A 12620-nucleotide genomic window follows, 5' to 3' on the forward strand; every position below is an offset into this window, starting at 1 on the left:
ATAAATCCCCCTAAATCCCCCTTTGGAAAAGGGGGACTCACCCATCTGTAATATTTTTAGGAATACTCCTCCCTTTTAAAAGGGAGGTTGGGAGGGATTAATTAACAAATAAATTTAAGCTTCCTTCTTGTATCAAAGAAAGGAAACCCATATCAGTGCTTCAATAACGAAGCTGGATCTAAATTTTGTACCATTTGCAAACGTTGATCTGCATAAATATCGGTATATGGCGCAAGTACACGCATGAAACGGTCAAAATACAACATTTGCTTAAATAACAATGCAAAATCACGTGGGAATCGGATACCGTGACGCTCACCCACTGCAACCATATCCATCATAATATCGTTTAAATCAGCAGGATTTGAGGTCATGATTTTTTGTGGATCTGCCAATAAAACACCACTAAATAGGCGCTCCAAATCATCCGCTAATACTTGCGTATCAATCTGTTTACTGGTCATGCCCATACCCAACATATTTTGAGCCATGAGCCCGTAATCCGTCTTTTGAAGTGCATCCATAAATGCCATACATGATTGCCATACTTCAGGTTTAAGCTGCCCTACGATACCAAAATCGATAAAACCAATTCGCCCATCTTCAAGCAACATCAGGTTGCCTGCATGCAAATCTGCATGAAATGATTTACACAGCATTAAGCTACCAAACCATGTATTCATTGCGGTAATTAAAACTTGTGATGGATCTTTTGCAACTTTACGAACCACATCAAAATCGGTTAATGGCACACCATACAAGCGTTGCATGGTCAATACACGGCGAGTTGAGTACTGGTGATAAACCTTTGGCGCAGTCGCAGCATGATTTTGAGAAACATTAAGATAATTCACAAAATCATCAAGGTTTTGTGCTTCTTCAATAAAATCAACTTCACGAACCATACGTGTTTTAATTTCTTCAACAATATCTGCCAAGGAAGCAAATTTAACTTTTGGAACCGCTTTTTCTAAAAGCTTAGTTGCCCAATGCAAAACATTTAAATCCGTATAGAGAATGGTTTCTACACCTGGTTTTTGCACTTTAATTACAACGTCTTCGCCCGACACCAATTTCGCAGCATGAACTTGTGCAATAGAAGCTGAAGCAAGTGGTTTCTCATCAATCGATGCAAAAATTTCACTTAAATCTCGCCCTGCAAACTCTTGCGCTAAGACACCTTGTACATAACTGAATGGCAATGACGGTGTTTGATCTAGACAACCTTGAAATTCTTCAACATATTCACGAGGAAATAAAGAAGGCGTACTGGCAATAAATTGCCCTAACTTAATATAAGTTGAACCCAAAGATTCAAACGTTTCACGCATGAGTTTTGCGTTACTTGGTTTTTCGGTGGCATATTTAATGCCTGCTTTCGCTGCGATGACAGCAGTTTCCCCAACTCGGGCAACTGAGCGCAGTCCATCTAACCAGATATTGTTTTTCATAATGTCTAAGTAGAAATAAATTGAGACAAGTGTAGCAAATTAATCAGCCTTTGCAGTAGAGCTTGCCTGACAGTTTGCGCAATCTATCTCTTTTTCAAAGGCTAAAATTCGTTGTTTCATTGTTAACCCATCCCATAGCAGCAATTTTTGCTTGAGTGGTGTCTGTGCTAAACCTAAATATAAAAGTGCATGATGTGCTTGCAAACTGGCCATCACATTTGGTGTTGTTGCTAAAACGCCTGAATCAGCACAACGAAAGCTTTCATTGATGTGTTGCTCTTTGGGAAATAAACATTCATAACAGGCTGAATTTCCTTCGACCATAAACAACTGACCTTGAAAACCAATTGCAGATGCACTAATCAACGGTACATTGAACTGGGTACACACCTGATTGACCAAATAACGTGTGGTGAAATTATCACAACCGTCAAGGACTAAATCTTGTTGAGCAATCAATGATTGCGCATTTAACTCATCCAGTTGATGAATATGACTTTCTACTTGGATAAATGGATTGATCTGTTGTAAACGCTTTGCGAGCATTTCAGATTTATAAAAGCCAACATCTTGTTGTGTATAGGCAATTTGGCGTTGTAGATTACTGATTTCAATGGTATCTGCATCTATAAGCGTGATTTTCCCAACACCTGCACGTGCCAATAACTCAGCCGTAGTACAGCCTATCCCACCACAACCTACAATCAAAATATTGGCGAGTTTCAGCTTTTCCTGCGCATCAATGTCCCAACCATCCAATAGAATTTGACGTGAATAAAGATGCATTTCAGATTCGGTGAGTTCTAGATCATTTTCGAGCATGAGAGAAGAGATTTTTCAATTTTGATCAGTATAATGTAAAACACTCAAATTGAATGTTTACATGATTATATTTTGAGTATTTAACCGAGTATGAGCAGTTAAAATTGAATGATAAAATAACCAGCTTGATCATTTCTGTATAATTCCCACAAAAATCTGCATTGTCGATATTTTTCCCACAATTTGATCAAATGTTGAAATTTTTAACAAACCATTCTACATTAAATCAGAAAACTTTTTCAGATTGGATTTAAACATGGAACTTGATCGTTACGACAAACAAATTCTTGAGATTTTAACGCATGAAGATATCAACCTAAATGAACTGTCGGAACGTATTAACCTTTCTGTAAGCTCGGTACACCGTAGAATCAAGCACTTGATTGAAACCAATATCATGACCAATTTAAAACGTGATATTAATTTTGAGAAGCTAGGATTTAAACTTCACGTTATCTTGCAAGTTTCGTTAAGTAAACACGACACTGATACTTTTGCTAAATTTTTAGAAGAGCTTGAAAGTATTCCAGAAGTGATTAATGCCTTCTTAGTGACTGGGCAAACAGCTGATTTTTTAGTTGAAGTGGTTGCAAAAGATATGGAAAACTACAGTGAAATTTTGCTGAAACGTATTGGTAAAATTGACCATGTCGTCGCACTGCATTCCAGCTTTGTGATTAAAGAATACAATCATGTTTTTAATTGTACTGGACTGCTTAATCGCGTTTAGTTTTATGTCCACTGTATTTATTATCCAATGAATAGTGAATACGCTTTTTAAAGCCGTTTAATCTACTGAATATCCAAGTTATGCATAAAATAAAAAACGCACCCATTGGTGCGTTTTTTAACTCAAAGATGAATTAAGCATCTAACTCGGCAAGAACTTCATCCGTAAATTCAACATTGGTATAAACGTTTTGAACATCGTCCAAATCTTCAAACATATCAATCATTTTTAAGATAAGTTTAGCTTGATCAGGATCTGCAATTAACGCTTTGGTTGATGGGCTCATTACAACTTCAGCATTGTCAGATTTTAAACCTGCCGCAGTTAAAGCATCTTGAACTTCACCAAAAGATTCTGGTGTAGTGATCACTAAAATTTCGTCTTCACCCACTTCAATATCTTCTGCACCTGCTTCTAAAGCAACGTCCATGATTTTATCTTCTAAAGAAACATCTTCAAAAGTAATTTCACCACGTTTAGTAAATAGGTATGCAACAGAACCAGCTGTACCCAAGTTACCATTGGTTTTTGAGAAACAATGACGTACATCAGGCACAGTACGGTTTAAATTATCAGTCATTGTTTCTACAAGAACTGCAACACCACCTACACCATAACCTTCATAAGTGACTTCTTTTAAATCATCGTTATCTTCACCGCCAGCACCACGCTGAATAGCACGGTTAATGGTGTCACGTGTCATATTTACTGAAAGTGCTTTTTCAACAACTGCACGTAAACGAGGGTTACTTGCAACATCTGGACCGCCAAGTTTGGCAGCAGTAACAAGCTCACGAATATATTTAGTAAAAACCTTACCACGACTCGCATCTTGTTTTGCTTTACGATGCTTAATATTGGCCCACTTGGAATGACCCGCCATGCGAAATATGCTCCTGTAGATTGGCCTTATGCCATATCAAATTGTGGCAATTCTATCATAAGCACTTTTTTATGAGAAAGTGCTTATTTTTTAGATTTTATCTAAATTACGCTTTTTTTGGTTCAGGAATGACGATATCCAGCCCTGTATGCTCTTTATATAATCGTTTAATTTCAGCTAAATCTTGATCTAGATCTGACGGATAGATTTTACCGAAAATCCCCCCCTGCTTGGTTTTTGAATTTGCATACATCAAAATGATCGGTACATTGGCTGCTTTAGCAATATGCCAAAATCCTGTACGAATCGGTTTACGAGCTTCGCCACGTTCAGCACGTGTTGCCTCTGGTGCAATGACTAAATTAAATTCATCATTACTTTGAAACAACTCAACCATTTGCGTCACGATATCTTGATTGGATTTACGATCAACTGCAATCCCACCAACTTTCTCAAGAATTGGCTTCATGGGCCCTTTGAATAATTCTTTTTTGATCAATGTATGAATTTTTAAATCAAAAATTTGGAAAATCGCAAGGGACAGCACCGCATCCATCATTGACGTATGTTCAAAACCGATAATCACTTGTTTTTTTTCTAATACATTGGGTTTTACTTCATATGTCCAACCTGACAATTTAAAAGCCAATTCCCCCAATAACTTTTTCATATTCTACCTAGTGTCATAAAAATAATTTGCGAATTGTCCGAGCATCTGCAAAAAAATACAATTGCTATTCAGTTCTTTTTTTACATTTGTATATTTATTTTACCAAAACAGGACTTGGTCTAAGCCATAATAATTCTAAAACAGCAAAAACTGGCATTTTATCCTTTTTTACAAAAAAGTAAGACCTCTTCATTTTGGCTGAAAATTATCTCAAAGCCAATATTTACCGTGATTTTTCATTTTATATTCAACCAATATGACACAAAAATAATCTTAGACACAAAAATAATCATTTGAATTTTACTCAATCAAGTTTTAGAATTTTGAATATGTAACAAATTCGAGTTAAGCGATGAATGAGCCTAAATATCAGCATGATGACCATGGGGAAAAAAGGATACTCAGGCCACATGATGCCTATCAAATACTAAAAATAAACCTCACTAATAAAGAACAGGCTAAGTCTTCTCATACATTTCAATCTTGCTCATTCACAATCAAAAATTCCTCCAATAAAACACAGGTTGACATTGACCATATTCAACAGATTAATCCTGTGACCTTTCTACAAATTCCTCTTGTAACTGAACGTGTCCAAGCAGGCTTCCCCTCTCCCGCTCAAGACTATATCGATAAAACCCTCGATTTAAATGAACACCTGATTAAAAACCCAGATGCTACTTTTATTGTTCGAGTAAATTCCCTATCCATGCTTGATATCGGTCTCGATATTAATGATGAGTTAGTTGTTGACCGTAGCCTTGAAGCTAAGCATCGAGACATTGTCATTGCCATGATCGACAATCATTTCACAGTCAAACGTTTGATGATTGAAAATGGTCTGCATTGGTTAAAAGCCGAAAACTCTGAATATAGCGATATTTATCTTGATGAAAGTCAAGAACTTATTATCTGGGGTGTCGTCACTTATGCATTAAAGAGCTTCAAATGAATAGTCAAAATAAAATCTTTGCACTGGTCGATATTAATAATTGCTATGTCAGTTGTGAGCGTGTTTTTGATCCATCTTTAAACAATAAACCTGTTATTGTACTGTCAAATAACGATGGTTGTGCTGTGGCGAGAAGTCAAGAAGCCAAAGATTTAGGCATAAAGATGGCTGTACCATACTTTCAGATCGAAGAGATTGTACAGAAGCACGATGTACAAGTTCTTTCCAGCAACTATGCTTTATATACTGAAATGTCACGTCGTTTTCACGCTATACTGGGAGACTTCGTGACAGCTTCGGAACAAGAAATTTATTCTATTGATGAATGTTTCTTAGAACTGACTGCTTATGCAAAAACCTATGATCTCACTGAATATGCTCAAGAAATGCGTAAGCGTGTTGGGAAATGGCTCGGTTTACCTGTATGTATTGGCATTGGTCGAAGTAAAACAGAAGCTAAAATGGCCAATCACATGGCGAAAAAAGCCAAACGTTTTAATGGTATATGTAATTTAGCATCAATGGAGCCCAAACATCGTGATTATTTTTTCAGCCTAATTGATGTCAGTGAGGTTTGGAATGTTGGTCGTAAGCTTTCTAAAAAATTACATGCGATGAATGTTCATACAGTATTGGATCTCGCTTCTTCAAACCCTGTTGAAATGAAAAAACACTTTTCAATTGTTATGGCAAAAACGGTTGCAGAATTACAAGGTACATCTTGCATCGAGTTTGAACATACCCCACCAAGTAAAAAACAAATCATCGCCAGTCGTTCATTCGGTTCACGTGTGACTGAACTCAATGACCTTAAAGAAGCCATGAGTGCTTATACTCAAGATGCTTGCGCACGGTTACGTGAAGGTCAATTGCTGTGTGGCTGTATTATCATTTTTGTGCAATCTAATCCTTTTGATGAGAATATTCCTTTTTATAATCAATCTATTCCTTTTGCATTTCCTGAGCCTACTGACTGTGTAACAGATTTAACCAAGGCTGCGACCGGAATGCTCAAACATATTTATAAAAAAGGCATTCAGTATAAGAAATGTGGAGTGATTCTGACCGCATTAGAGTCGAAAAATAGCTATGCTTTTGACTTACTTTCTGATAGATCAAACATTGAAAAAAAAGATAAATTAATGTCTGCGATTGAAGACGTACATGAACGTTTTGGGAAGAAAAAATTAGGAATTGGTGCTTGTTATATTCCCAATCGCAGTTGGTCAATGAATCGTAATAAGCTCAGTAAAAATCCTTTTCATTGGGATGAGCTATTAACAATAGATCATTAAAAAGCATCAGAAATAAAGTGCTAAATAATTCTAATCTATAAAAATAACTATATAGTTTTAAAGCAATCAAAGCCTAAGACAATGATCTTACTTCTTTTTTTTACGAATATATCTCAAAAAAAAAGCAATTAAACATGCTAATTTAGAGAAAATTATTTATCGTCTTTAAAATAATCATCTTTTAGAAGAGCCATTTTGATTTCATCAATCTGTTCACCTTTATAAATCAATCCATTTTTTAAAATATCTACAGTTTTAAATCCAAGTTTTTTATAGACATGTAACCCACGCTTATTATGACTATACACTTCTAGTCCTAGCTGTTCCAAGTTCAAAACATTAAAAACAAAATCCAACGCTAAATTCATCGCTTGAGTCCCATAACCTTGACCTGTCAATTCGATATTGCACATGGAAATTCTGAAACCCGCACTTTTATGGACTTGATCTATATCCATAATGACAAGTTCGCCAATCATTTGATGATTACTATTCAAACATATCGCGAAGTCATAACGACTTGTATTATTTTGACAATTCAAGATATGTTGTTGTATTTGTTCCAATGTAAAATCAACTGTCGTTCCAGTCATATAGCGAATTTCTTCAATCTGCGTGCTCGCCAAAATAAGTGGTGCATCTTCTATACGGATTGGTCTTAAATAAAGTTTTTGATTGGTAAGTTTGTGCATATATTTGCGATAAATTGATTATGATGAATAAAAGATAAATTAACATTTTTTTATTTAAAACCAATAGCTTCATTTATATTTTATTAAAATAAACTTTGATATTTTAATGTCTTATAATTCATTAAATATGAATTTTATCACTTTTATTGGATTTTCTTTTTTAATAAAAATAATCACGTGTACTCTACTGATAAACAATAAAAAAACTTGCACCAGAGTATCTCGTGCAAGTTTTTCATTTTATTCGTTGATTACTTAGCAGCAGGAACAGAAGCTTCAGTGGTAATATTTACAGTGATCTTATCGCCGACATTTGGCACATATGCACCCACACCAAATGCAGAACGATCAAACGAAGTGGTTGCATTAAAACCAATTGACTGTGCTTTGGTCATCGGATGTACGCCTTGTTTGTTTAAAACTGCATCTAAAACAACAGGCTTAGTCACATCTTTAACCGTTAAGTTACCCGTAATTTTATATTTGTTTTTACCAACCGCTTGTACTTTAGTACTTTTAAACGTGATATTTGGGTATTTTTCAGCGTTAAAGAAATCAGCATTTTTTAAATGCTCATCAAGCGCTTTTACATTGGTATTTAAGCTTGATAAAGGAATAGTTACATTCACTGAAGAGTTTGCAGGTTTTGCATTATCTACAGAGATTGTACCTTGAATATCACTGAAATTAGCAGATGGTGTAGAAAAACCAAAATGGTTCCAACTAAATACTGTAGCAGTATGTGTAGGGTCAATCGTGTAATCCACTGGTTTTGCAATCGTGAACGTTGTTACTGACGCCACGGCCAAACCTAATGTTAATACTTTAAAGTTCATATTCTTAATCTCGCTCTTGAATGTTTGTTATTTTATACCGCTCAGATTTTAATGCACTGTTATAGATAAGACGATATGTTTCAAAATTAGAACGCAGTATCAAGACTCATGCATTCCATAAACACTTAAATAGATATATCCAATTGAATTAGATGCACTTTATTTAAAATAATATTATTATCTTTTGAATTTCTGTTCTATTTTAAAATATCATTTAAAAAATATTCGATACAAAACAACTACAGTCAAAATTGTCGTTAAGGCGTTGTATAAGCTTACGAATTCATTCCGAGAATCATTAGAAATGAGCCATAATAGTAGCGTAGCACACAGTACAAAAACGCCTTATCGTGTCACCCTCACAGATCAACAAGGACATACATGGTATGCCGACGAACCCATTGAAAAAGGTGGAAAAGATACAGCCCCAAATCCAATCCAGTTACTATTGTCTGCTTTAGGTGCTTGTACAACCATTACGTTAGAAATGTATGCCAATCACAAAGGGATTAAACTTGACCATGTTCAAGTTGATTTAGCACTGAATCCAAATAGTGAACCAGAAGCTGGGCAAAATAATATTGTCCGAAAAATTATTTTAACAGGTGATTTTACTGAGGACCAGCATAAACGGTTACTCAAAGTAGCGGAGAGCTGTCCTGTACATAAGCTGTTGACGTCAAATATTCAGATTCAAACAACATTAGAAATTGATTAAAAATATATGTAAAAATTATGATTTTACTCAAAGCAAAGCCCCTTACAGGGCTTTCATTTTCAAACTTACAACTTTTCAACCAAGATTCGATCAATCAGCTTCATACCTGTCTGCTTTTCATGGTTTTTGCGACGGATTTTAATTTGCTTATCTTCTGCTAAATCTTGCAATAGCAACTCAACGGCGACCATAGATTCAATAGGCAAATCCTGTCCAATCCACTTTTGCTCGCCTGCATCCATCAAAACAATTTCATCACTAATCTGATCATAAAGGCTCATACTTTCCTCACTTATGGTCTATGTTTGACTATAACGCTTAAATACTGAAAAACGGGTCAACTATAAACCTATTACTAAAAACGACTCGTAAAATTTGACCTAGTTACAAAACATCGCTCAAAATAAAAAACGCTCCAATTAAGTTGGAGCGTTTGGAAACTTTAAAAGAATTTAATACTAAGCTGTTAACTCTTTTACCGCTTCAACTACAGCTTCAGTGGTGATACCAAAGAATTGGAATAAGTCCTTCGCAGGTGCAGATTCACCATAAGTCGTCATACCAATCACTTTGCCGTCTAAACCAACAAATTTCCACCAGTAGTCTACATGAGCTGCTTCAACTGCAACACGTGCACGAATGTGTGCCGGAAGTACAGCTTCACGATAAGCAGCATCTTGTTTTACAAATTCTTCAGCACATGGCATAGATACAACACGTACACCCTCAAGTTGAGCATGTGCTTCCATTGCCAATGAAACTTCTGAACCTGTTGCAATGATGATTGCTTTTAATTCACCTTTTTCTTCAGCCAAGACATAACCACCTTTTGCAACATTCTCAATTTGAGCTTGAGTACGTGTTTGGAATGGTAGGTTTTGACGAGAGAAAATAAGTGCTGTCGGGCCTTCACTGCGTAACAATGCAGATTTCCAAGAAATAGAAGCTTCAACAGTGTCACATGGACGCCATGTATTTAAGTTTGGCGTACCACGTAAAGAAGCAATTTGTTCTACAGGTTGATGTGTAGGGCCATCTTCACCAAGACCAATCGAGTCATGTGTATAAACATGGATCACACGTTGTTTCATCAACGCAGACATACGTACCGCGTTACGTGCATATTCCATAAACATTAAGAATGTTGCAACGTAAGGGATAAAGCCACCATGCAATGCAACACCATTGGCAATAGCTGTCATACCAAACTCACGTACACCATAATGTACATAATTACCTGCTGGGTTTGACTCTACGCTTTCAGCACCTTTCCAAAGTGTGAGGTTTGAGCCTGCTAAATCAGCAGAACCACCTAAGATTTCAGGAAGTAGCGGAGCAAATGCTTGAATAGCATTTTGACTGGCTTTACGTGTTGCAATCGTTTCAGCTTTTGCATTTACTTCTGCAATATAAGCATCTGCTTTAGCAACGAAATCAGCAGGTAAATCACCAGTTAAACGGCGTTTAAGTTCAGCAGCTTCTGTAGGGTATTTTGCAGCATACGTTGCAAATACATCGTTCCAAGCAGCTTCAGAAGCAGCACCTTTGGCTTTTGCATCCCAAGCAGCATAAACGTCAGCAGGAATAACAAATGGCTCTTCTTTCCACCCCAAAGCTTCACGTGTTAACGCGATTTCATCATTGCCCAATGGCGCACCGTGGCAATCTTCTTTACCTTGTTTGTTTGGTGAACCTAAACCAATAATTGTTTTACAAATAATCAATGTCGGTTTTGCGGTTTCAGCTTTAGCTTCAACAGTCGCAGCACGGATTGCATCACTGTCATGACCATCGACTTTAAGTACTTGCCAACCATAAGCTTTGAAACGTTGCTCTGTATCGTCAGAGAACCAACCTTCAACCTCACCGTCAATCGAGATACCATTGTCATCATAATAAACAACAAGTTTACCTAAACTTAAGGTCCCTGCAAGAGAACATGCTTCATGAGAAACACCTTCCATTAAACAACCATCACCCAAGAAACAGTAAGTGAAATGATCTACGACTTTAATATCTTCTTTGTTAAATTGAGCAGCTAAAGTTTTTTCAGCCAAAGCAAAACCAACCGCATTGGCAACACCTTGACCTAATGGACCAGTGGTTGTTTCAATACCTGGTGCGTAACCTAATTCAGGATGCCCTGGTGTTTTTGAATGTAATTGACGGAATGCTTTTACATCTTCAATAGAAAGATCATAGCCTGTTAAATGAAGTAACGCATATTGAAGCATTGAGCCATGACCATTCGATAAAACAAAACGGTCACGGTTCGCCCATTGTGGATTGGTCGGGTTATGATTTAAAAACTCACGCCATACCACATCAGCGATATCTGCCATCCCCATTGGAGCACCTGGATGTCCAGAGTTTGCTTTTTGCACAGCATCCATTGCTAATACACGAATTGCATTGGCAATACGACGTTCATTCAGCGGGGTTGTCATAGATCAAAGTCCAATAAATATGAAAAAAATAAGAAGATGAATTAAATTCAAAACTGCTGCATATTGTCTTAAAAAAAGCGCAAGGCGTAAAGCCCGTTAAGCTATAAATATCCAATCAAAATGCAATAGAACAAAAAATAAACATATTTAAAATAAAAGATCAAATTCAGATGAATATTATTCACTCTTATTCAGCTCATTTGCTTGAAAAATTAAAATACAAAAGAATGAATAACAATATTTGTATGCTCGGGCTACATGTTGCAGCATGTCTTAATTTTTAGATCACTTTAAAGTGTTTCTATAAAGCCCCCACCGATATGATGAGTCATCAATCAAAATCAGCTTATACATTTTTATACTTAATTTATAGAATGTTGATGATATTGGAATGAAGTATTATTTAAAAATGATTGATGCTATGACTTAAAAAAGCAAAGCCAATTTTAAATCAGCTTTGCCAAAAATATAAAAACCAATAAATAACTGAGTTTAATCAATTATTTTAAGAAACCTGAAACCATGTTCATTACATCTTGAATATCATTATTCGCTTCATTTTGATCTGTCGCATCACCTTGAGGTGTTAAAGAGTCAATGATTTGTGGTAATACAGTTGAAATCGCACCATAAACTTCGTTGGTTGGAACTTGAGCTTGTTGCGCAACTTGTTCAACTTGCTGACCACCAAACAAGCTTTGGATTTGCTGTGCATCTACAGCATTATTGCCTTGAGATGGATCGACCCAACTTTGTACTTGACCACCCAAACCAGCACCTTGCAATTTTGCCAAAGCACCTTGTAAACCACCATTTTGTTGAATCCAACCTAAGATTAAAGGTACAACGGCAATCAATAAAGAAGAACCATTAAAACCGCTCGATTGTGATTGCGGTGCTTGTTGTTGCTGCCCGCCTGTCAATCCCCCAAGCACAGAGCCAAGCATGCCACCTAAACCACCTTGTTGTGATTGTTGTTGACCACTTGTTAAGCCACCCAATACTGAACCTAACACGCCCCCCAATCCCCCACCTAAACCGCCTTGTGATTGTTGTTGTCCGCCAAGCGCTTGTTTCGCCAAAATTTCCACAATATTTGATAAATCTGTCATGAGTTTCTCCTT

The 12620-nt window shown here is 36.4% G+C and carries 13 protein-coding genes; 4 read left to right on the top strand and 9 right to left on the bottom strand.

What is annotated here, in order from left to right:
- Positions 1–152 precede the first annotated feature (152 nt).
- Positions 153–1451 carry an ABC1 kinase family protein gene (locus D7V20_RS00560; RefSeq protein ID WP_120382413.1) on the bottom strand — a complete coding sequence of 433 codons (1299 nt, stop codon included), beginning with the start codon at positions 1449–1451 and terminating at the stop codon, positions 153–155.
- A gap of 39 nt (positions 1452–1490) precedes the next feature.
- Positions 1491–2273, bottom strand: coding sequence for a HesA/MoeB/ThiF family protein (locus tag D7V20_RS00565; RefSeq protein WP_120382414.1), 783 nt, complete (start codon positions 2271–2273; stop codon positions 1491–1493).
- A 256-nt stretch (positions 2274–2529) separates the two neighbouring features.
- Here D7V20_RS00565 and D7V20_RS00570 point away from each other — a divergent pair, with 256 nt between their 5' ends.
- Positions 2530–3003, top strand: coding sequence for an Lrp/AsnC family transcriptional regulator (locus D7V20_RS00570; RefSeq protein ID WP_120382415.1), 474 nt, complete (start codon positions 2530–2532; stop codon positions 3001–3003).
- 133 nt (positions 3004–3136) lie between these two features.
- On the opposite strand, the gene D7V20_RS00575 is transcribed toward D7V20_RS00570, so the two are convergent.
- Together D7V20_RS00575 and D7V20_RS00580 are read right to left on the bottom strand one after the other, a co-directional pair.
- Positions 3137–3886, bottom strand: a complete 750-nt coding sequence (locus D7V20_RS00575; RefSeq protein WP_120382416.1) for a YebC/PmpR family DNA-binding transcriptional regulator — start codon at positions 3884–3886, stop codon at positions 3137–3139.
- A gap of 106 nt (positions 3887–3992) precedes the next feature.
- The gene (locus D7V20_RS00580) at positions 3993–4556 is read right to left on the bottom strand and encodes a 1-acyl-sn-glycerol-3-phosphate acyltransferase (RefSeq protein WP_120382417.1); all 564 of its coding nucleotides are present in this window, start codon (positions 4554–4556) and stop codon (positions 3993–3995) included.
- Between the two features lie 352 nt (positions 4557–4908).
- Between D7V20_RS00580 and D7V20_RS00585 the strand changes: the two genes are divergently transcribed.
- Both D7V20_RS00585 and D7V20_RS00590 read left to right on the top strand, forming a co-directional pair.
- The gene (locus tag D7V20_RS00585; protein WP_120382418.1) at positions 4909–5508 is read left to right on the top strand and encodes a LexA family protein; all 600 of its coding nucleotides are present in this window, start codon (positions 4909–4911) and stop codon (positions 5506–5508) included.
- Positions 5505–6803, top strand: a complete 1299-nt coding sequence (locus D7V20_RS00590; protein WP_120382419.1) for a Y-family DNA polymerase — start codon at positions 5505–5507, stop codon at positions 6801–6803. The genes D7V20_RS00585 and D7V20_RS00590 overlap by 4 nt, the downstream gene beginning before the upstream one ends.
- A gap of 152 nt (positions 6804–6955) precedes the next feature.
- Here D7V20_RS00590 and D7V20_RS00595 read toward each other — a convergent pair whose 3' ends face one another.
- Together D7V20_RS00595 and D7V20_RS00600 are read right to left on the bottom strand one after the other, a co-directional pair.
- A complete protein-coding gene (locus tag D7V20_RS00595) occupies positions 6956–7495 on the bottom strand; it encodes a GNAT family N-acetyltransferase (RefSeq protein ID WP_120382420.1) in 540 nt (179 codons plus the stop codon).
- Positions 7496–7746: 251 nt separating this feature from the next.
- The gene (locus D7V20_RS00600; protein WP_120382421.1) at positions 7747–8331 is read right to left on the bottom strand and encodes a YceI family protein; all 585 of its coding nucleotides are present in this window, start codon (positions 8329–8331) and stop codon (positions 7747–7749) included.
- A gap of 304 nt (positions 8332–8635) precedes the next feature.
- On the opposite strand from D7V20_RS00600, the gene D7V20_RS00605 reads away from it, so the two are divergent.
- Positions 8636–9049 (top strand): OsmC family protein, encoded by a 414-nt coding sequence (locus D7V20_RS00605; RefSeq protein WP_120382422.1) that lies wholly within the window; start codon positions 8636–8638, stop codon positions 9047–9049.
- Positions 9050–9114: 65 nt separating this feature from the next.
- Here D7V20_RS00605 and D7V20_RS00610 read toward each other — a convergent pair whose 3' ends face one another.
- The 3 genes from D7V20_RS00610 to D7V20_RS00620 form a co-directional block, all read right to left on the bottom strand.
- Positions 9115–9330, bottom strand: a complete 216-nt coding sequence (locus D7V20_RS00610; protein WP_120382423.1) for a hypothetical protein — start codon at positions 9328–9330, stop codon at positions 9115–9117.
- 177 nt (positions 9331–9507) lie between these two features.
- A complete protein-coding gene (tkt, locus tag D7V20_RS00615) occupies positions 9508–11496 on the bottom strand; it encodes a transketolase (protein ID WP_120382424.1) in 1989 nt (662 codons plus the stop codon).
- A 500-nt stretch (positions 11497–11996) separates the two neighbouring features.
- Positions 11997–12608 (bottom strand): YidB family protein, encoded by a 612-nt coding sequence (locus D7V20_RS00620; protein WP_120382425.1) that lies wholly within the window; start codon positions 12606–12608, stop codon positions 11997–11999.
- Between the last annotated feature and the right edge of the window lie 12 nt (positions 12609–12620).

The sequence above is a fragment of the Acinetobacter rongchengensis genome (genome assembly GCF_003611475.1).
Taxonomy (GTDB): Bacteria; Pseudomonadota; Gammaproteobacteria; order Pseudomonadales; family Moraxellaceae; genus Acinetobacter; species Acinetobacter rongchengensis.

What these genes read in the sequence shown, in the direction of transcription:
- D7V20_RS00590 (WP_120382419.1), top strand. Translation starts at nt 5,505, where the DNA reads ATGAATAGTCAAAATAAAATCTTTGCACTGGTCGATATTAATAATTGC.
- D7V20_RS00560 (WP_120382413.1), bottom strand. Translation starts at nt 1,451, where the DNA reads ATGAAAAACAATATCTGGTTAGATGGACTGCGCTCAGTTGCCCGAGTT.
- D7V20_RS00585 (WP_120382418.1), top strand. Translation starts at nt 4,909, where the DNA reads ATGAATGAGCCTAAATATCAGCATGATGACCATGGGGAAAAAAGGATA.
- D7V20_RS00580 (WP_120382417.1), bottom strand. Translation starts at nt 4,556, where the DNA reads ATGAAAAAGTTATTGGGGGAATTGGCTTTTAAATTGTCAGGTTGGACA.
- D7V20_RS00610 (WP_120382423.1), bottom strand. Translation starts at nt 9,330, where the DNA reads ATGAGCCTTTATGATCAGATTAGTGATGAAATTGTTTTGATGGATGCA.
- D7V20_RS00620 (WP_120382425.1), bottom strand. Translation starts at nt 12,608, where the DNA reads ATGACAGATTTATCAAATATTGTGGAAATTTTGGCGAAACAAGCGCTT.
- D7V20_RS00600 (WP_120382421.1), bottom strand. Translation starts at nt 8,331, where the DNA reads ATGAACTTTAAAGTATTAACATTAGGTTTGGCCGTGGCGTCAGTAACA.
- tkt (WP_120382424.1), bottom strand. Translation starts at nt 11,496, where the DNA reads ATGACAACCCCGCTGAATGAACGTCGTATTGCCAATGCAATTCGTGTA.
- D7V20_RS00595 (WP_120382420.1), bottom strand. Translation starts at nt 7,495, where the DNA reads ATGCACAAACTTACCAATCAAAAACTTTATTTAAGACCAATCCGTATA.
- D7V20_RS00565 (WP_120382414.1), bottom strand. Translation starts at nt 2,273, where the DNA reads ATGCTCGAAAATGATCTAGAACTCACCGAATCTGAAATGCATCTTTAT.
- D7V20_RS00570 (WP_120382415.1), top strand. Translation starts at nt 2,530, where the DNA reads ATGGAACTTGATCGTTACGACAAACAAATTCTTGAGATTTTAACGCAT.
- D7V20_RS00605 (WP_120382422.1), top strand. Translation starts at nt 8,636, where the DNA reads ATGAGCCATAATAGTAGCGTAGCACACAGTACAAAAACGCCTTATCGT.
- D7V20_RS00575 (WP_120382416.1), bottom strand. Translation starts at nt 3,886, where the DNA reads ATGGCGGGTCATTCCAAGTGGGCCAATATTAAGCATCGTAAAGCAAAA.